This window comes from Acidocella sp., assembly GCF_050253495.1.
GTDB lineage: Bacteria > Pseudomonadota > Alphaproteobacteria > Acetobacterales > Acetobacteraceae > Acidocella.
In genome coordinates, this window is record NZ_JBFWIX010000014.1 from 14,964 (window position 1) to 34,520 (window position 19,557).

Below are 19,557 nucleotides of genomic sequence, written 5' to 3' on the forward strand. Positions count from 1 at the left end.
GCGCCTCGCGGCGCCCGATTTGCGTTGCATCGGCTACGGCCTGTCGAATTTTCCGGCAAATTCCGCGTCCGCGTAATATCGCAACTTCCTGGCAAGGATCGGCCTTTGCCCGGTGAGGAACAGCAGTTGCTTGCTTTGGGCCATATTGCGCACCTCATCGGGGGTGAGCAGCGCCCGGCCGGTATGTTGTTCGGAGAAAGTCAGGCGATCATTGGTCCAGCCCTGATTAGGATCGCGGCTGGTGGTCTCGAATACCCTGGTTTCCTGGCCGAGCAGATCGGAGACCAGGCGCGCGCTGTCATGGTCATTGACGCCAAAAACCTGAAGGACACCGGCGTTGCTGAGGAAGGTTCCGGCACTCTGACCGTAATTGGCGCGAAGCTGGTGGATATCCTGCAGAATGGGCCAGAGTTGCACCCCATAGCCTGCCATTAGGCCCATGGCCCGTTCGACCGGCGCCAGATGGCCAAGTGCCGCAAATTCATCGAGGAGGTAGAGCACCGGCGCGGCGGGCCGCCCCGTCGCTCGGGCCATATCCTGCAAGCTTTGCGTCACCATCAGGCGCAGCCATCTTGCATAGGCACCAAGGCGATCCGGCGGCAGGACCAAGAACACCGTCGCGGTTTCTGCCTTCAAATCGCCGAAGGCAAAATCCGAATGTCCGAGTGCTGCCGTCATGCGCGGGCTGTCGAGGAAATGGGTGTGGCGCTGCGCGGCCGACAACACCCCAGCCGCCTCGCGGTGGTCCTTGCCGAGATGCCGGTTGGCGGCGCGCGCGACGAGTCCCGCCACGGCCGTGGTACCTTGCATCTGCATGAGCAAGTCCGCGAACGCATCGGGTGCTGCCGTCAAATACTCGCGCAGCGTTGCGAGGGATCGCCGGCCAGGCTGCTCTTGCGCGACGATGTACAGAATGAGCCCGGCGATGAGCGCCTTGGCCTCCTCGTTCCAATGCGCTTCCGCCACCTGAGCGGGTGGGTCATAAACCAGTGCATCGGCCAGAATGGCCGCTTCCTCCGCCACGTCCAGACTGGCCGCATCAAGCGAAGCCAGCGGGTTGAAGGAGGCCGAGACCCGGCCGGTGACGCTGAACGGATCTAAAATATGGACCTTCCCGAACAGGCCGCGGGCACGTCCGGCGATGCGGGTATTTTCGCCCTTGGGGTCGATGCAGATCACCGAGCGGTCGAGAGTCAGCAGATTCGGGATGATGGTGCCCACGCCCTTGCCGCTACGCGTCGGGGCCATGGTCAGCAGATGGGCGGGACCAGCATAACGCAGCAGCTTGCCGGAATTGAGATCGCGGCCAAGCAGGAGACCATGCTTATTCTGCACCAGGCGCGCGGTCTCTTTCTCCGTGGCAAAGCGTGCCGTGCCATGGGTGCCGCTTTCCCGGTCGCCAAAATGTTCAAGGAGGGGACGCGTGAGCCCCCAGACCATCGCGACGAGCAGCGCGATGACCGTCACGACGATGAAGACGGTATTGGCGATCTTGGAATGATCGAGATGAAAGTCCGTCATGACACCGGCGCCGGCGAGGCCGATCAAGGTCATGGCCAAGATCATCCACAGGATCGTCTTCAGCAAATAGAGTGGCGCCCATAAAGGGCTCAAAAGAATCGCCTTGACGGCCCAGCCTGGATTACGGCGTATCTGCCGCAGCAAATTGCGGAAGGCTTGTGCGGTCTTACCCAAAGAGCTGGTGCCAAAGGGCCGGAAACGTCGTGAAGCTCGCATCCGTCACGACGACGCCCAGGACGAAGCCGACCCCCGCCCAGATATAGCGGTCCCATTTGGTTGGCTGCTGCCCGGCTAGGCGCTGGAGCGCGATGGTTACGGAGCGCATATCGGCAGACATGGCATCGGCCTGCAGGGCTGACTTGCGCATGGCCTCGGCCATGGCCCTGCGGGCCGCCTCGGATTCGTCCTTCAGCTCTTTGGTGACGGCCACATTGTCCAGCAATGTCTGCACAATCGCCACGGTGGGATCGGTGATATCGATGTTTTCGGATGGATCCGCCTTTTTCGGAAGATCGGGCATTTCCGGCCTCCGATGCGGCCCGGCCGCTTGGCTTGCGTCAACCTGCCCCGCCAGTCGCCGCCAATAGGCCCCCTCCCCCACGTCTAAATCTCGCCGCCCATGGCCCGCGGCTTCATCACTGCCCTCGGCTCCGCTCATATGCCGGACCTCGTCAGGACTGACATGGGCCTATTCCCGAGGTGCCAGCGGCAGCGGCTCGACCAAGCCGCCGCCAAGCTCGGCCTCGCTTTGAATGTCGGCGGGCTCCCCGGTGCCATCCCATGCCTTGGCCGCCGCGTTCCATTTAAAGCCGCGTTTTTTCAGCGCGGTCAGCACCGCCTCACCTGGCGCCTCCCCAAAGGACACGCGCAGCGGCACCAGCACGGTTTTAGCGGCTTCCGCCGCCCTCGCCTGCTTGCCGTTCGCGCCCAACTCGGCCCTTGCCGTATCGGCCAGTTCGGCCAACATGGCGAACCCGCCTTTCAGCTCATCATCATTCCACCGGCTCAGCCCGGCGGCCACGGCGAGGCCGCCGACGCGGTATTTCTCCCGGTCTTCGATCTTGCGTTTAGCAACAGCTATGCTGGCTCGGCGCGTGGCAATCTCGGCCGTTTGGCGCAGGAGCTTCAGCTCTTTCAGCTCCAGCGCCTCGGGTGCTGGCAGTTTGCTGCCCCCCTTTGACTTGGCGACCAGCTCTTCCAGGCGCCGCAGAGCAGCCTCATCGAATCCTGCCATGTTCTGTCTCCAAAAACTGACAAAAACAACGGAACAGAAAACGGCTACAATTTTCACGAGAACAATGTAAACTTAATACAACCAGGCTGAACGACTCTTCATGTTCGAGTCACCCTGAAGACAGACGCGCCCTAGAAAATCAGTCTAGGCTCAATATACGCTTTGCTCCGCAAAACGTGGTTGAGGGTGGTGCCGATGCACCGCCGAGAGAGTTGGCCCCGCTCGCTGGACCGCCTGCCCTGGGACGGCATGGTGCCACCAGTAGCGCCAAATGAAGGCTGCCGCAGAGGAAGGACAAAGATGGCGAGCCGGTTTGTCCGCGTCGAGATCGTCAAGGCCGGGGCGGGCAGCAGTGCCACCGGCCTGTCGGCCTATATCGCGCGCGATGCCCGCCTCGACCAAAGCGGCACGCCGTTTAATTTTGCGCACAAGGCGGATGAACTGGAGGCTCGCGGCCTGATCCTGCCCGCCAGCGCGCCGGAATGGGCGGTGGACGCGGCGCAGGTCTGGCGAGCAGCGGAGCGGGCCGAGCAGACGATCGATCGGCAAACCAACGAGCTGCGTTGGAAGAAGAACGGGCAGATCGCCAAGCACATGACGATCGCCCTGCCACGTGAGGCCACGCCGGAACAGCGCGAAGCCATGTTGATGGAATTCGTGCATCGGGAGATCGACCCACAGAAGCATGGCGTCGTGGTGGAATGGGCGATCCACCGGGAAGAGAATAATCCCCACGCGCATCTGCTGATCAGCACGCGCACCTTGGAAGGCGGCGGGTTTGGCAAGAAGGCCCGCGCCATGAACCCGGACTTCGTCAGTAAAGGGGCCAACCATTTTATCAGCGAAGCGGAGAACTGGGACATTCGCTGGGCGGAATTCCAGAGGGAATATTTCGAGCGGTTGGGGATCACCGCCGACATCCGCGAACGCCGAACGGTGCCGGAGGAGCATTACACGCGCGGCCAGCTTTTGAATGAGCAAGTCATCGCCGACCGAGCGGAAATCGCCCGCGCCAATGCAGCCGCCGAGCAGGCGAAGCTGCGCGACCCGGACGAAATTTTGCTCCGCCTCACCGCGCAGAAAGCGGTTTTTACGGCGCGCGATCTGCGCCAGGCTTTGAACAAATCCGGACTGGAGGGCGAGGAGCGCGCGGCGCTGGAAGCCCGGATCATTGGTCATGCCGATGTTGTGCCGCTGCTTGCCGATGGCCGCGATGAGATCGGCTGGACCACACGCCAGGTCCGCGACGAGGAAATGGCGATCATCGGCGCGGCTGAGCGCATTAGCGAGTCATCCGGCCGGCCACTTGGTCGCGCCGGCCGCGCAGAACTGGCGCGCGCCGAGTTGACGCCAGAGCAGCGCGCGGCGGCCGAGCACGTCACGGACGGCCGGCAGATCAGCATCGTCATCGGCCGAGCCGGGACGGGGAAGAGCCATACCTTGAATGCGGTGCGACACGCGTTCGAGGCGGAGGGGTATCGCGTGATCGGCCTGGCCCCGACCAATGCCGTGGTGGCGGATTTGCGCAAGGATGGCTACGGCCATGCCGCGACCTTGCACCGCGAACTGGGACAGTTGGAGCGGGACCCGTCACGCTGGGATCGCAAGACGGTCGTCATGGTGGACGAGGCAGGGATGATGGATAATGCCATCATGGCGAAGCTGCTGAAGGGGGCAGAGCAGAGCGGCGCCAGACTGGTCCTGGCCGGTGACGACCGGCAATTCGCCTCGGTGTCGCGCGGCGGGATGTTCACCGAATTGGTCAACCAACATGACGCGGCTGAGCTGAAAACCGTCTTGCGGCAGCGTCAGGCCTACCAGGCCAAAGCCAGCGAGGATTTTGCGCGAGGCGATATCCATGCCGCGCTGGAGGCGTATGACGCACGTGGCCAGGTTGTCTGGTGCGACAGCTTGGCCGATGCGCGACAACGCGCGGTGGCGGCGCAGGCGTCAATCGACGGGCTGAGCTTCCTCTATGCCAGTACCAACAAGGAGGTGGAGGAGCTGAACCGGGCTGAGCAGCAACGGCGCCGAGCGGACCTTTCTGTGAAGGGCAATCCGATCCAGGCGCATGAATTCAAGACGGTGCGCGGTGACGTGTCGATTGCCGCCGGAGAGCGGGTGCAATTTTACGAGACCGACCGGCAGCTCGGCGTGGCGACATCGGAGTTTGGCACCGTCAAAACCGTGGCACCGAGGCGCATGGAAATCATGAAGGATGACGGGGCAACCGTCGCGTTCGACCCGGTGAAATACGACAAATGGGGGCTGGGCTATAGCGGCACGGGCTATAAGGGCCAGGGCAAGACGCAGCCCACAACGGCGGCCGTCTATGACAATTCCTATGCCTGGGATGCCCGCGCGGCCTATGTCATCGGCACACGGCACCGGGAGGATTACCGGCTCTTCGTGCCGCGCGAGCTGGCACCGGACCTGCCCGCCTTGACCGGACAGATCATGCGGCAGCGGGAGGATAAGGGGGCCTCACTGCGGTTCGAGGCGGCTCAGTCGAACCGCGCGCGCTCCGGCTTGGCAACCGACCAGAAACTGCGCGCGTCCTTGGCGAAGGGCCGGGAGACGCTGATCGCTGCGCAAGCCGAGCAGGCACGGCAGGCCGAGGAAATAAGAAAAGCCCAGGAACTGCGAAACACGCTCAGGCCAAGGGGGCCGAGATTGGGGAGATAAGCCTCGCACCGCGATATTCCCGATCGCGCGTATTTTGCCGCTTCCGAGGCACAATTTATCAAAATATTCCCGATCTGGCATATTTACCTTGAAATCCAGAGAAACCAGGAGCATGTTCCCGATCGGGAATTTTTTTGACGTTGCATGACTGACGATCTGGCAAAAGCATTTGGAGACATGGTTAGGGCCAACCGGCGCAAGGCTGGGCTGACCCAGGCCGAGCTTGCCCTGATCTCCGGGACCGGCCTGCGCTTCATCATTGACCTCGAAGCGGGCAAAGCGTCCTGCCGGCTGGGCATGGCCTTGAGGGTGGGCAAGGCCCTCGGCATAGAGATGACGAGCGCCAGCACGAATGCTGATTTGTCGGAGGCGCCATAATGGCAGCCACGCCGGTTTTCTATGAGACCCAACTCGTTGGCGAAATCCAGGCAAACCCGGATGGTTTGTTGTCATTCAACTATGCCGACGCATGGCGGTCATCGGCCGCTGCCTTCCCGATTTCCGTGCTGGCCCCACTCAGCGCCACGGGCATGCCACCTTCTGTCTTCACGCCCTGGCTGACCAACCTTCTTCCGGAAGGCCATGCGCTGACCATGATCGGGAAAACAGCGGGCGTCTCACCCGGTGACGTTCTCGGCATTCTGGACAGGGTAGGCCGAGATACGGCCGGTGCGCTGAGTTTTGGCGGCCCTGCCGAACGAGGGGAACCGCGTTATTCGAAGCCTGCTGGCGACCAGTTGGAGCGGATCATCAATGATCTGCCCAAAAGGCCGTTCCTGGTTGAGACCGAAGGTGTCTCGATGAGTCTGGCGGGGGCGCAGGAGAAGCTGCCTGTTGTCCTCGTGAACGGAGAGATCGCGATTCCGCTGAACAACAACCCGTCCACCCACATCCTGAAGCCCGACAATTCCCGACTGGAAGGAAGTGTGCAGAACGAGGCTTTATGCCTCACGCTCGCGAGATTGCTGGGGCTGAACGCGGCAAGCGTTACGACCGGGCGGGCGGGGGCGCGATCCTATTTGCTTGTCGAACGGTATGACCGGATGTTGAAGCATGATGAATGGACCAGGCTGCACCAGGAGGATTTCTGTCAGGCTAGCGGCAAACCGCCAGCATCGAAATATGAACATAACCAGTCCGGTCTGCGCGGCCCCAGCCTGCCGGATTTGTTCGACGTCGCTGCACGGTTTTTACCACCGAGAGACCGGCTCGCCCTCTTGGACGCAGCGATCCTGAATGTGCTGATCACGAACGTTGACAGCCATGCCAAGAATTATTCAATCCTGATCGATCATAACGGCGCCCGGCTGGCACCTCTTTACGATCTCATGTGCGGCCGCGTCTGGGAAAACATCACAAAAAACATGGCCCAGGAAATCGGCGGCCAACGCCGGGGGCGGCATTTGTATCGCCGGCACTGGAAGAGACTGGCTGAAGCGTGCGGGTTCAACAAGCGAATGGTCGTGCAGCGCGTCGTTAAACTCGCGAACCAGGTTATAGCCAAGGTCGATAATGCCGCAGCGGCGGTTGCGGCGATGCCCGCCGGGGGCCATTGGGGGCTCGAACTGGCAGTTAATGAAATTAAGAACCAGGCGAATAGCACGATACGGAATGCTGAGGCCGTTGATCAGCTCGATGGTGCAATGGATGAAGGTGGGCTGGGGGATGATGGCGAACTCATCAGTCCCGTGGATTCTTGAAAAATGCTCGGTTACATTTGGTTTTTTACCAACATAGCGTGATCCGCATTACCGCCTGATGGTTATTCGCCGCAGAGCTTGCAGTGAATAGGGCCGCAATCGCCGCACGGTGTATCTCCGTTTTGCATATTTGGGGAAACCATGTCCTGTAGGTGAGCGATAAGCGCTCATCTACAGGAGTGACCATGCCCAACGACACCATGACCCGCTGGACGGTATCCGTGTCGAAGGATACCGACATTTCGGTCCGCAGCTTTCTCGCCCAGCGAGGGATGAATAAGGGGGATTTGTCCAAATTTATCGAGGATGCCGTCAAATGGCGCATCCTGGACCGAACCATGGCTGAGGTGCAGGACAAATTTTCTGATCTGGCGCCGGATGAGCTGAACAACCTGCTCGACGAAGCCGTTGCCGCTGCGCGTGGCCCCCGTCACCCTATTCTGTCCAGGGATTGATAACCTCGACCTCACAGCCCTCAAAATCGCTCACATTGCGGGTGGCAAGCTCTGCGCCGCGCGACTGGGCGATAGCCACGATCTGTGCATCGAATTGGGAAATCGGCTTTCCTTCTTGCCGGCGGCCGGCGGCCGGCGGCGATGGCCGCGTATGCGACCGCCGCCGCGCTGTCAAAGGGCAGAATGCGTCCGGTGAAATCCTCGGCAAGCATCGCATCGACGGCCGCCATAAGGTCTGCCCGTCTCCGCCCCTCAGGGAGCAGCGTGGCGCCGTAACGCAACTCAGCCTCCGTGACGGCGGAAATGAACAAGCTGGCTGCGGGCTGTGCGGCAAGCCAGGACATGACGGCCGGTGCGGGCGCCGGGCGCATCAGTTCCGAGACGACGTTGGTGTCGAGGAGGATCATCAGTCAAATATCGGCGGTTCACGCATCGGTTCGCGCGGTGCCAGAGGCAGATCAACACCTCCCAGGGCGGCAAATCGGCCGCGAATGGCCTCGGCCAGATTGGCAGCGGGCTGGGGTTGCCGGTTGAGGGCAGAGCGCAAGATGTCCCGTGCCTCATCCTCCATCGACCGGCCGTGCACAGCCGCCTGAATACGCAAACGCGATTTCAGCCCCTCATCGAAGTTACGAATGGTGATACTCGCCACGGCCGTCGCCTCCAAAACGCAGCATTGATGACAATGCCATCATTGATAGCAAGAATTGGCGAAAATTTCTACCCCTTCTTGTGAACGGGAGGCGCGCAATCCATCCGGGCGCGGAGATTGAATGGCTTAATCTCCGCACAACCGGCACGGCATGGATTACCCGTCCGTGATGGGGGCGCCCGCTATTTAAGAGCGCTTACCGTAGCTCAGTCGCTATTTAAGCCAATCACCAATTGATTAAATAACGCAGCGCCAGCCACGGCGACGCGCGACCTCGCCGATCTCGTCGACAAAACGCCCTGGTTCGCGTTGGCGAACAGCGGCATGCCCTTTACGCCTTGCCTATTCCACTCGTCCCGGTTGCACCGGTTGTGATCAACACAAATGGGGATGTCGCAAGACAACCATCGGCGGGATTGGGCCGATGAACGAACCCGCTGCGCGGGAATGGTGCTTGTGTTGATGGCGCCGGCTGGGTGTGGCGTGAAGGTTTTGTTTGAGGATTTGGGCGGCCCAGCCTGAGGATGCGGGCTTCTTTCATTGCAAAGGAGCCAGCCATGACCAAGCCTGTTTCACCAACCTCGCCGATCGATCTGCGCCAGCGGATGATCGAGGATATGGAGATGCGCCGTTTCTCGCGGGCGACGCAGCGCAATTACCTTCGCGATGTCGGACGCTTTGCCCGTTTTCTGGGCCGCTCGCCCGATACGGCAACTGCGGATGATGTCCGGCGGTTCCAGATTGAGCAGCGCGATAGCGAGACGCCTGTGCCGACCATGAACAGCATCGTATCGGCGTTGCGGTTCTTCTTCACCATCACGGTCGACCGGCCGGAGCTGGCGCGCAAACTGGTGCGGGCCAAGCAGCCGCGCCATTTGCCGGTGGTGCTGAGCCAGGACGAAGTCGCCCGCCTGCTCGACGCCACAACCTGCCTCAAACACCGAGCAGCGCTGTCTGTCGCCTATGGTGCCGGGCTACGGGTGGCGGAAGTGGCGGCGCTCAAGGTCAGTGACATTGACAGCGAGCGCATGCTGCTCCGGGTCGAGCGCGGCAAGGGAGGGCAATATCGCAACGCCATGCTGTCCAATGACCTGCTGGCCGTGCTGCGTGCCTGGTGGAAGGCCGGGCATCAGCAGGGCATCATGCACAAGACTGGCTGGTTATTTCCGGGAGAACAGGCGACGAAGCCGATTTCTACCCGGCAGTTGCATCGTGTGGTTGTTGAGGCGGCGCGGACGGCCGGCCTCACCAAACATGCCGGCCCGCATACGCTGCGGCACAGCTTCGCCACGCATCTGCTCGAAGATGGCGTCGATATCCGCGTCATTCAGGTGCTGCTTGGTCATTCCAAGCTCGAGAACACCGCGCTCTATACCAAGGTGGCGACAAAGACGGTGCGAACCGTGACCAGTCCACTCGACAAGGTGATGGCGTTGATGGAGGCTAAGGCGGCGCCCGGCCCGTGACGGGCGGTGCGTACGGCCCTTGAGGTCGCCGACATCTTCCGGGGCGCCGGGGCGGAGTATCGGGCCGCCCAGGCCGGACATTTGAGCCTCGCCCAACTCAAGGTGATGTCGGCGATCGAGCGCTGCCGTACCGCTTCGCTTGGCGGCCATGTCGAAGGTTGCCAGGACTGCGGCCATCAGCGCATCGCCTATAACAGCTGCCGCAACCGGCATTGCCCTAAATGCCAGGGTGCGGCGGCGCGCGCCTGGCTGGCCGAGCGCGAGGCCGATCTGCTGCCGGTGGGCTATTTCCATGTCGTGTTCTCGCTGCCGGCCGAGATCGGCGCCCTCGCCTGGCAGAACAAGGCGCCAGTCTATGATTTGCTGTTCCGCGCCGCCGCCGAGACCATGCTGACCATCGCCGCCGATCCCAAGCATTTGGGCGCACGCATCGGCATCACCGCCGTGCTGCACACCTGGGGCTCGGCGCTCACGCATCATCCGCATATCCACATGATCGTGCCGGGCGGCGGTCTCTCGCCCGATGGCCAGCGCTGGATCTCATCCCGCCCGGCCTTCCTGCTGCCGGTGCGCGTGCTCTCACGGCTGTTCCGCCGTCTGTTCCTGAGCGGGCTGGCGACGCTGCATGCCAATGGACAGCTCAACTTCTTCAATGACGCCAAGAACCTGGCTGATCGGCGCGCCTTTCTGCGCCATCTGGCGCCGCTGCGCCGCAAGAACTGGGTAGTCTACGCCAAGCCGCCCTTCGCTGGGCCGCAGGCCGTGCTGGCTTATCTGGCCCGCTACACCCACCGGGTGGCCATCTCTAACCGCCGGCTGATGGCCATGGACGAGCGCGGCATCACCTTCCGGTATAAGGATTACCGGCAGGACGGCGCCGCGCGCTACCAGACCATGACGCTGGCCCCGGCGGAATTCATCCGCCGCTTCCTGCTGCACGTGTTGCCAAAGGGCTTCCACCGCCTGCGCCATTACGGGCTGTTGGCCAGCGCCAGCCGCAAGGCCAACCTTGCCCGTATCCGCGATCTGCTGGCCGTGCCTCAGCCGGTCACCGTACAGGTTCCGGCCGGTGAGCCAGCGCCCGAACCATGGCGCTGCTGCCCATGCTGTGGCGGGCCCATGATCATTCTGGAAATCCTGGTGGGCAGCCTCCAGCCCAGAGCTCCGCCAGCGGCGGCAAGACCAACCCGGAGATGGCTATCGTGACCCGGCACGGCATGCGCCCACCAAACGCTTTGGCGATCATATCGCAGGCTACGGGCGACCTCGTGCCTTTGCCGTCAGACGGCAGCACCAGCGCAGCAAACGTTGCTCACCATACCAAAAATCCGCTGGCTGCGGGCGCAGCTTGCAAGAAAACACGCGCAATGGCGGGGCAAAATCCAATCCCAGGAACCGCCGTCTGGTGCCACGCCAGCACCACCACGTTCCCCAAAAATCTTAAATCCCCATAGCCAACGTCTCTGGACCGCGGGTTCGTTCTTCGGGGACTTTCGTACGCCTACGGCGCCCGAAACTCTCCACGTAAGCGGACAGGCAGCTTTTGAAGGTCCGATCGTGAAAAGCAGACATAGCCGGCTCGAAGCTCCCAGGCAGCAAACGGCCCTTCTCTGGCTGACATTCTTGATCTCTCAAGAGCACACGTTCGATGAAGTATAAACTGCGCTAAATGACACCACGAATTAGCTGTCTTGCTTTTTGGAGGTGTTTTTACTTTGAATGTCGACACCAAGCATCCTAGACATTGATATATCAGAGCCAGTAATTTTTTGGTTTTTCTCCGCATCTGCCTTTATCTTATCGAGGTTATTCTTACTCATTTCTGTTTTTAACTCAGTAAATTGCTTGTGCATATAATCGACGTATGCTCGCAATTCGTCAGGAATGACCGCGATATTGTTCAAAGCTATGTTTCCCTCCACTAGCTCTGAAGACTTGTATATCTCGCTCCCTTCCCACCCGTCGCTAAAGATATAGAAATAGACAAATGGCACCTTGAATGTAGCGAAAAATCGGTGGGGTTTGTCATAAAATCTAACATCTTGCCCCCCGACGCTCCGCTCAAGCTGATATACATAATCCAAAGGCAAGTTATAATATGGAGGCTCCCCTACAAACGGGGTGAAATATATCTTTGTCGTGCATCGCTCAGATACTATCTGGTTTTTTAACGACAATAAAAAGGAATCAAGAGCTGCATCGTCATCACCTGTTCGGTTGTTGTCTCTGCTGCGCGTAGTCAGAAGAGCACGCCAAAATATGGATAAAATCCCGACACGCATCGACTCTGTGACAACTACGCTGTTCTGTTGAGCGCGATAATTCGCAATTTTCTTGAACAGTTTAGCCGCTATCTCACGTTCCATAACCGATAGTTTACCCTCGCATTTTCTACACAAGAGATACTCCTTCGGTCCGTCCTGGAGCCTGGAATTTACGTCATCAGAACCTCGAATATAGAGAGTTTTTGAGGTTTCCTTCAGCCAATCGTATACGAATTTTGGAATGCTGTGAGATTTCTTCAATTCAACATTTTTAGAATCACACAAAGCACAGTTACCTGTATGATCCACTTCTATTCTTGCCTTTGTCATTACGTTTTTCTCTTCGTCATTTAGCATTGCTGAACTTTTGGTCGAAATAGAATGCGGCTTGACATCTGCTATGGCTATTTATGCATCGGGAGCAGGCCCGCAGATACTCCTGTCTCGCCCATAAGCAGTATAGCGGCAGACGGGCCATGAAGAGGAAAAAGCGGTCGTTGTATGGAGGCTGGGGATTCGACAAAAAAGACCAGAAAACAGAGATAGCAGAGTTGAAAGAATACCTCACCGGTTCGGTTCAGCGGCGGGCAGCGCGGCGGAACGACCGCCTCAACCGGTTGTTAACGGCCGGTTCCGTAGGCAGCGGAGGTGCAGCGTAACCACGGTTCCGTCCCGGCTTTCTTCGAACCCTACTTGAAATCTGCATCGGTCAGCACCTCACGCCAATCGTTTGCCCGCTGCCGCTGCACCTCCATAAGCCAAATGGGCGGCGACGGCGGATAAGGCTGTAGCTCCCGCTCGCCAAACCCATACCACACGATGGCGCGCTCGCCGACGTATTCCCGAAGCAGGTCTTCTCGGATGTAAAGGACGTCGCCGACGAGCCCATCGACACCGCCGAGAGTGATCGTGGCTGGGGTTCCATCGGGGAGGAACTGGTTAAACGATTGTGGGTCGCTGCGGAGATCAAACCGCGCCGAAAAGGGATACGATGGTACCGGTACACTAACTGCTCGGTTCATCTCGCTGTGGTGGCTTTCCCACACATATTCGTGTGCGAGCACCTCAATGTTCACCCTATTTGTGCCGACCTTAACCTTCTCGCGGTAAGCATCCTCGTCGACGCCTACGGAGGTAAAATTTGGATGCCATGGAATCTCGCCTGCAAAAATATAGTAGTCGCTTGGTAGTTCACGAGCCCTCTCGGGCCTCATTCCGTCTCTGAGAGCTGAGCACAGTAGAGGCGCGCTCGTTTTCTCTGTTGCGAAGGCCGAGATGAATGCCCAGACTTCGCGCCCGAGGATACGATCGGTGGCCTTAACGAATCCATGAGCGGCAAGCCACGGGCCAGGATACGCGCCGATCTTCTCCCTTCGAATGAGACTCAACGGCATCGATGTGTTGCCCTCACGCATCCAGCTCTCGTCATCTGTTATACTCGGGAGTAACCAAGCGTCAGGAACCAAGATATTACCGTCAGTGCATGGCTTCTCCGGGAATGACGGATCGATGTCGACATCGGGAAACGGGTAATTCTTGCGTGGGAACCGTCCGCGTTCCTCCAAGACCCCCGCATACGTAAAGAAGCCAATCCAGCCGTACTTCTTCCCATAACGTTCCGCTTTCGGCCGGTTTCTATTCACATATCCATAGGCATCCTCAGCGATACTTTTGTCTGTCGCATCGAAAACCGCCCGTCGCCATCCAAGTGCCCACACTACGCCGCGCACATATGCCACGGCCGCTCGGTGTCCTGCGTGGTCCATATCGTAGTTGCCGCGATCATCGAACAGCCTCCCCAACGTGTAATTCTTAAAGTCCATATGGAGTGGCCGTTCTGCTTCGTCAGCTTCTGCATCATCATCTGTGAGAATTTGGATGGGGGCAGGCGAGGCAAATACCCATGGGCCACTCAGCGCATTAGGCACTGCGGAAACGTAGAATCTCCGGGCGAAGGCGACTATACCCCGAACATATAGCCGTGCGAGATAGTGAAACGTCGGTGCGCTTGCTGACGGCCCAACGAGCGTATCTGCGAGCCGGTGAAGGAAGAGCTTCAATGCATCGGTGAAATCGGCGTTCTCGAGCTGGTGACTCATCACAACGCCGTAGGAGGCTGCGAGCATGCGCTCACCCACATAGGCGTCGTTCACGGTAAGCGAGTCGATAGTCAGTTCGAAGAGCCCCTCAGGATTGGCCCGCCCGAACCAGTAGAGAGCCCGTGTCGCTTGATCGCGCAGCCGTCGGACTGTGCTTGTGAGTGTCCACATCACCCAACGAGCGCGCAGTAGATCACCTTTGCGCATTTGCCGTGACCGCCAACGCTGTTCCAAGCGCTCAAGGTCCAAGAGGTGATTGCCGTTTGGCCTAATGACGCCGTCTTTGTTTCTTCGAACCCACTCCGTCCATCGCAAGTCGCGATCTGAAACCGACATCATTCGTAGCACTCGGTCAAGCGCCTCAGCATTCAACGGATGCCCTGATATCCCGCGCACATTCCATAGGCGATCAAGAATATCTGCGTCCCCTTTACGAGCGAGATCAAGTAACGCATCGACTGTTGCTGCGTTAAGAAATGCCGGCTCAAGCTGAGCCGCCAATCTGAGTGCCCGCCCACATAGAGGTTCATCTACCAGCTGCCAGAGCTGCTTCGCGTGAAATCTTCTAGGAAGCTGGCCAACCAACGAAGCGACGATATCGTCGGCGAACGGATGACGGTCATCGTAGCCGCCAGCAAGTAACGTCTGCGTCGAAGACAGCCGAATCCACTTTTCAAAGCCACTCTGTCCATGCTTCGCTAGCAGCGCCCCAGCGATGACGTGGCCAGCAAGCAAGTCGTAAACAGGCATGACTGTATCATTTCCAGATGAAGGCATCCGGAGCAGGATTCCCTCATGCTCCAGTGCGCGTACTAGACTCTGATCCCACGGCCGCTGCGCGTCATTCAGAATGCTTCGTAACTCAGCGAATTCTATAGAGCGGCTTTGTGTTTCCCATAACTTTTTGGCGATGGTCGAGATCGCCAAGTTTACGTCCTGAGCAAAGAACCGGTGTGTACGAGGGGCCAAGTCGACGACCCGAATGCCAACTTGCTCCAGATAGCGGTCGAAAAGCGCTGTCAACGAACCCGGCATTGCGTTGACGCCGACTAGCTGCCGCCGAGTCGGATTTGTCACTTCGCAGAAGAGCCGTAGTGTGAGCGGATGCCCCAAAAATTCGGGCAAAACGGCGTCAGTTGCATCAATATTCCAATAACGGAAGTGTTTCTTAATTGCCTCAACGGCCTCTTCGTCGTAGTTCTGGAATTCAACTCGACGAGCTCCATCGGGGAGAGCATCTTCAACAAACTCGGGACGCAATGTGCAGACCAGAAGTACATATGGGTACTTCGCGAGAGTAGTCTCCAACGATGCCAGGAGACTCTTCCACATTCGCGGATCTTCAGACTCGTTGAGACCATCAATGACTACAGGAAGACGGTGGCGCGCGCGCTGCCCCGCAGCATCTACCGCCGCGAGCAACGCCTCCATGCTGGGTACAGGTTGCGCCGCGATTGATAGGTGGCGCGCCAGATCGTCAGTGGTCTGAGTTGCATGCAGTTCTCGGCCGTGCAATAGCACTCCAGCAGGCCGCAATGTCGTGCCGGATGTAAGCTGGACAGCGAGCTGCGTCTTCCCACAGCCTGCAGGTGCAAGGACCGCAACTATCCGCGAAGAGAAACTTGTCTCAACATCATCGAGGGTCCGTAATGCGTCGTGGCAAGCAGCAACGGCGTTTGTCGCGTGGAGGCCAGCTCGGTGATTCCCGGATCGAAGCCTCCGAGGAGCAGTTGCTATATCGGCAGGGAGCGCGCGCGGACGCGCAGTCAGCTCATCGCGAAGCAGGTCGAGATCGCCGCCGCGAATGCTTTCCGCGACCTTATCCAGGGTGTCGGCCGATTGCCTTGAGATTGCTATGACATCAGTTACCGTCGGCGCAAGCAGAGGAGGCGCTGGTGGCGAAATCTCTACCGCATGTGCGGTCGCGCGCAGTTCGGACGACAGCCCGTGCAGAACGTCCCATGAACCTGAATCCCCGAGCATTTTACGCAGTTCCCGCTCGGCTTCGCCAACCTGATGCACGTCGGGCTGCCACCTTGCTCTAATCGGGGCGACGGCATGCTCGTGACGCTCACGCAGTACCTCCGGCGTCAGCACCAACTCACCAAAGTAGGTGCTTCTAAGAACAGAAGCCTGACCACTTAGAAGGTTATCAACCTCGTCGCTGGTCCAAAGATGAAGCTTCATCTCCGAGGAGAGGCCGTTGAACCATTCTTGATCATTCTTTGTCAGCGTGCGGCGCGTCCATAGAACCCAGTCTGTAACGCCGGGGACGTGGATTTCGGTTTTGCGCAGTCCCTCCTCGATCTTCGCACGTCTTGTGGCCCCTAACTCGCCATTGGTAGGGAGATCATACCATTTGCACTGCCAGCCCCACCAACAGCCTGCTTCTCCGAGCCCATCGCACTGCCTGTCGAGCTTGAGATGGAACTCGACTCCTGGCTGGTTCGCGAGGGCACGAAAACTGCCGTAACTTCCATAATTTTGGCGTATGATGCCTCGGCAGAGCAGTTCAAAGTTCTTTTCTGAGTTCCCCGGCAAATTTGTGAAAATTTCCCAATTCAGTGCAGGCATTGTATTTCAACGCCCTCTTCCATGAGCAGACTCGGGGAAATCATGGGCGGAGTAAACCTCGATACGCGCGCCTTTCAGAAACATAACCTTGAGAAATGCTGATATGTCGAGTTCTTCTGTCGTCAACACCACATTGTTGCCTTCCACCTTGACGCTGACGTCGTAGGCGAATTGTTCAACCTCCTGTGGCCCGATCGAGAGATTCAGACGCCCGAGTAGGTCAAGCATCTCAGTGCTGTACCGATCCGTTGGGCTACCGATGGTCAAAGTACCATTGGACTGATCCTGGGCAACTTGGTTCGTCAGTTGATCGATGATCTCCTTGACTCTCGGCGCCTCAGTGACGTCCTCAAAGTGGCCGATCATCACCAGGTTCGCCGAGTGTTCGGTGCCGTATTGATACCATACCTTCATTTGCCGTCCTCCCCAAGAACGTTAGCAAGCTGCTCCATGGCCTGTAGTACCCCACCCTCATCGAGCGGCACGCCAGTCTCCGCGTAGGAAGAAGACTTGAGTACGCCCATGGCGTCTATGTGTGCATATGCAAGAAGGCCGCTCTCATCCGCTAGAGGATCGCAGATCGGAAAGCCGTCGGCACTCCCCTCATTGATGCAGAGCTTTAGAGGTCCCTTGTAAGAGGCCACCCAGCGGCGAAGGCCGCATAAGATATAGGGAGAGATGGCCGGGACCCCGCGTACCGGCACCTGCGGGAGCAGCAACAGCTCACTGGCTCCAGCATCTTCGGCAACGATAGCGACCTCATCGAGATCGAGCAGCGTGCGCTCGTTGATCACAACGTTGACGCCGAAATCGGAGATGGTTCTGATATGCTTCAGACGAGCGAGAAGCGCAGGGAAGGATCGCCGGCGGATTGATTCATAGGTCGTTCCGACGCCATCCATGCTTACGCGCACGAAGTTGACGCTGCCGTGGAGACCCTCCGCGAGAGCGCCATCGATGTGGTGCCCGTGGGTCGTGAATGAGACGGAGAGCTGGGTCTCGCGCGCTACGTGGTGACAGAGCCTTTCAAACTCTGGGTAGAGCGTCGGCTCTCCACCGCCGAATCCGACGCCGAGAGTACCATGCGAATCAAGCTCGGCTAACCATTGCAAGATGGCGTCGAACGGAAGCTGATCGCGGGATTTCGGCGCATAGCAATGAGCGCATGTCAGATCGCAGCGGTTTGCGAGGGCGATGGAGACTTGCCGTGGTGCTCTCGAATGGTGCGAGGCAGGAATATGGATTTCGTCGAAGAGAACGTTCAGGCCAGAGCTGCGATTGAACATGTGGAGCCCCGCCGAACCATAACGCAATTTCCAACCATCAGCATGGTGGCTGTTTGCCGACACTTTCACAATCACACGCCCCCTATTTCTTGGTCGACATCCAGCACGTCACGTTGCACTGCATCATAGTTTAAACTTTACATAACGGTACCACAATTTCGCTCCTGCCACGAGATAGGATTTCTTTCGGTGAATGACCGCTATCTGGATAGCGCTGCCGTCCTCCGGAATGGCGATAAAGGGCGCAGAGCCGTCGGTTCCAGGGCGAGCTGCCCAGCTTCATAGAGCGAGAGGCTGGCGGCGATTTCATGACTGGTTTTAGTCCGGAGGAGAGGCTTCCGGGGCCTGTCATGGAGAAGTGCCATGGATATGAGTGCGTCTTCCGCGGTGGCGGTTATGGGAGCGAACGCTGGCCGGTCTGGGGCGGCGGGTTTTAAGGTCGATGTTAGCCGGGGTGAGCGGCTGGGACGGGTATCGTCGGAGTGGTTTTCGCGCCCCGATGACGAGAGGTTTTTGTCCCTGCCTGAGCTTTATGCGGCGGTGCGGGGCCGGGCCGAGCGGGCCGAGGCGCGGACGGTGGAGAGCCGGGCGATCCGGGTTGAAGCGCGGCGAGATGACGGTGAGAACCTGTCGCTGATTGTGCCGGGGCAGGAGCGGCCGGTGGCGCCGACGCATTGGAGTTTTGGCCAGCTCTGCGGGCTGGTCGGCGCCCCGGCGGGGTATCTGCGGGAGCTGCCAGCCCCGCTGGCGGGGATCAATTTGCAGCACGGGCTGCTGAACCACCGCGCTGAGCTGGTCAAAACCCTGGAGACCGATGACGGGCGGGTGGAACTGCGCGCCGTCACCGGCCCGGATTATGGCCGCATCTGGGACCATGAGCTGGTGGCGGCGGTAATGCGGATTGCCGGCAATGGCACAGGTGACACGAATTGGAAGGTGCCCGGCGTGCTGGATTGGGCAACCATGACTCATAACCCCTATGTGGATGTGACGAAGGAGACCACCACGCTCTATGCCAGCGACAGGGATGTGTTTTTGTTCCTGGTCGATGACACGCATCCGATCGAGGCGGGGCGGCTGCCCAATGGCGAACCGGATCTGTTCTTTCGGGGGTTCTATTGCTGGAACAGCGAAGTCGGCTCGAAGACCTTGGGCATCGCATCGTTTTATCTGCGCGCGGTGTGCGCCAACCGGAACATATGGGGTGCCGAGGATTTTCAGGAGATCAGCATCCGTCACAGCAAATTCGCCACCCAACGTTTTGCGCATGAAGCGGCGCCTGCGCTGCGGCGCTTCGCCAATTCGTCGCCTGGGCCGTTTGTCGCGGGCATCAAGGCAGCGCGGGAGCAGATAGTCGCCCGCCAGGATGATGAGCGCGAGAGTTTCTTGCGCAAGCGTGGTTTCAGCAAGGGGGAAACGGCGAAGATAATCGCCACGGTGCTGGAGGAGGAAGGCCACCCGCCGGAGTCCGTGTTTGATTTCGTGCAGGGCATCACCGCCCTGGCGCGTACGCGCCCGCACCAGGATGCCCGGCTGGAGCTGGAGGGGAAGGCCAAGCTGCTGCTGGAACGGGTAGCCTGATCGCCTGATCCCCTGAACGCTGTTTTGCCATTGGTATTCT

General features: G+C 59.3%; 16 protein-coding genes. 7 read left to right on the plus strand and 9 right to left on the minus strand.

Annotation, left to right across the window (positions count from 1 at the left end):
- Positions 1–33 precede the first annotated feature (33 nt).
- The 3 genes from AB7D48_RS11575 to traD all read right to left on the minus strand — a co-directional run bounded on the left by AB7D48_RS11575 (position 34) and on the right by traD (position 2,755).
- The gene (locus tag AB7D48_RS11575; RefSeq protein WP_427979163.1) at positions 34–1,614 is read right to left on the minus strand and encodes a type IV secretory system conjugative DNA transfer family protein; all 1,581 of its coding nucleotides are present in this window, start codon (positions 1,612–1,614) and stop codon (positions 34–36) included.
- 73 nt (positions 1,615–1,687) lie between these two features.
- Entirely contained in the window at positions 1,688–2,041 is a 354-nt protein-coding gene (locus tag AB7D48_RS11580) for a hypothetical protein (protein WP_427979165.1), read from the minus strand.
- Positions 2,042–2,209: 168 nt separating this feature from the next.
- A complete protein-coding gene (traD, locus tag AB7D48_RS11585) occupies positions 2,210–2,755 on the minus strand; it encodes a conjugal transfer protein TraD (RefSeq protein WP_427979167.1) in 546 nt (181 codons plus the stop codon).
- Positions 2,756–3,055: 300 nt separating this feature from the next.
- On the opposite strand from traD, the gene AB7D48_RS11590 reads away from it, so the two are divergent.
- From AB7D48_RS11590 to AB7D48_RS11605, 4 genes are all read left to right on the plus strand, one after another.
- A complete protein-coding gene (locus AB7D48_RS11590) occupies positions 3,056–5,440 on the plus strand; it encodes an AAA family ATPase (protein ID WP_427979169.1) in 2,385 nt (794 codons plus the stop codon).
- 144 nt (positions 5,441–5,584) lie between these two features.
- On the plus strand, positions 5,585–5,818 hold the full coding sequence (locus AB7D48_RS11595) for a helix-turn-helix domain-containing protein (RefSeq protein ID WP_427979171.1): 234 nt from the start codon (positions 5,585–5,587) through the stop codon (positions 5,816–5,818).
- Positions 5,818–7,140 (plus strand): type II toxin-antitoxin system HipA family toxin, encoded by a 1,323-nt coding sequence (locus AB7D48_RS11600; RefSeq protein ID WP_427979173.1) that lies wholly within the window; start codon positions 5,818–5,820, stop codon positions 7,138–7,140. Before AB7D48_RS11595 ends, AB7D48_RS11600 begins: the two co-directional genes overlap by 1 nt.
- Before the next feature lie 185 nt (positions 7,141–7,325).
- The gene (locus AB7D48_RS11605) at positions 7,326–7,595 is read left to right on the plus strand and encodes a ribbon-helix-helix domain-containing protein (protein ID WP_427979175.1); all 270 of its coding nucleotides are present in this window, start codon (positions 7,326–7,328) and stop codon (positions 7,593–7,595) included.
- Positions 7,596–7,615: 20 nt separating this feature from the next.
- Here the strand turns inward: AB7D48_RS11605 and AB7D48_RS11610 are convergent, their stop codons facing one another.
- Together AB7D48_RS11610 and AB7D48_RS11615 are read right to left on the minus strand one after the other, a co-directional pair.
- Positions 7,616–8,002: a PIN domain-containing protein gene (locus AB7D48_RS11610; RefSeq protein ID WP_427979178.1), complete on the minus strand. Its 387-nt coding sequence runs from the start codon at positions 8,000–8,002 to the stop codon at positions 7,616–7,618.
- Entirely contained in the window at positions 8,002–8,247 is a 246-nt protein-coding gene (locus AB7D48_RS11615; RefSeq protein ID WP_427979181.1) for a FitA-like ribbon-helix-helix domain-containing protein, read from the minus strand. The genes AB7D48_RS11610 and AB7D48_RS11615 overlap by 1 nt, the downstream gene beginning before the upstream one ends.
- A gap of 557 nt (positions 8,248–8,804) precedes the next feature.
- On the opposite strand from AB7D48_RS11615, the gene AB7D48_RS11620 reads away from it, so the two are divergent.
- Together AB7D48_RS11620 and AB7D48_RS11625 are read left to right on the plus strand one after the other, a co-directional pair.
- The gene (locus AB7D48_RS11620) at positions 8,805–9,713 is read left to right on the plus strand and encodes a tyrosine-type recombinase/integrase (RefSeq protein ID WP_427979183.1); all 909 of its coding nucleotides are present in this window, start codon (positions 8,805–8,807) and stop codon (positions 9,711–9,713) included.
- 6 nt (positions 9,714–9,719) lie between these two features.
- Positions 9,720–10,919, plus strand: coding sequence for an IS91 family transposase (locus AB7D48_RS11625; RefSeq protein WP_427979186.1), 1,200 nt, complete (start codon positions 9,720–9,722; stop codon positions 10,917–10,919).
- 476 nt (positions 10,920–11,395) lie between these two features.
- Here AB7D48_RS11625 and AB7D48_RS11630 read toward each other — a convergent pair whose 3' ends face one another.
- The 4 genes from AB7D48_RS11630 to AB7D48_RS11645 all read right to left on the minus strand — a co-directional run bounded on the left by AB7D48_RS11630 (position 11,396) and on the right by AB7D48_RS11645 (position 17,936).
- On the minus strand, positions 11,396–12,334 hold the full coding sequence (locus tag AB7D48_RS11630; protein ID WP_427979188.1) for a hypothetical protein: 939 nt from the start codon (positions 12,332–12,334) through the stop codon (positions 11,396–11,398).
- A 332-nt stretch (positions 12,335–12,666) separates the two neighbouring features.
- The gene (locus tag AB7D48_RS11635) at positions 12,667–16,650 is read right to left on the minus strand and encodes an NACHT domain-containing protein (RefSeq protein ID WP_427979190.1); all 3,984 of its coding nucleotides are present in this window, start codon (positions 16,648–16,650) and stop codon (positions 12,667–12,669) included.
- A 6-nt stretch (positions 16,651–16,656) separates the two neighbouring features.
- Positions 16,657–17,064 carry a DUF6375 family protein gene (locus tag AB7D48_RS11640; RefSeq protein ID WP_427979192.1) on the minus strand — a complete coding sequence of 136 codons (408 nt, stop codon included), beginning with the start codon at positions 17,062–17,064 and terminating at the stop codon, positions 16,657–16,659.
- Positions 17,061–17,936, minus strand: coding sequence for a radical SAM protein (locus AB7D48_RS11645; RefSeq protein WP_427979195.1), 876 nt, complete (start codon positions 17,934–17,936; stop codon positions 17,061–17,063). Before AB7D48_RS11645 ends, AB7D48_RS11640 begins: the two co-directional genes overlap by 4 nt.
- A 369-nt stretch (positions 17,937–18,305) precedes the next feature.
- Between AB7D48_RS11645 and AB7D48_RS11650 the strand changes: the two genes are divergently transcribed.
- On the plus strand, positions 18,306–19,517 hold the full coding sequence (locus tag AB7D48_RS11650) for a DUF932 domain-containing protein (RefSeq protein ID WP_427979306.1): 1,212 nt from the start codon (positions 18,306–18,308) through the stop codon (positions 19,515–19,517).
- Positions 19,518–19,557: the final 40 nt, after the last annotated feature.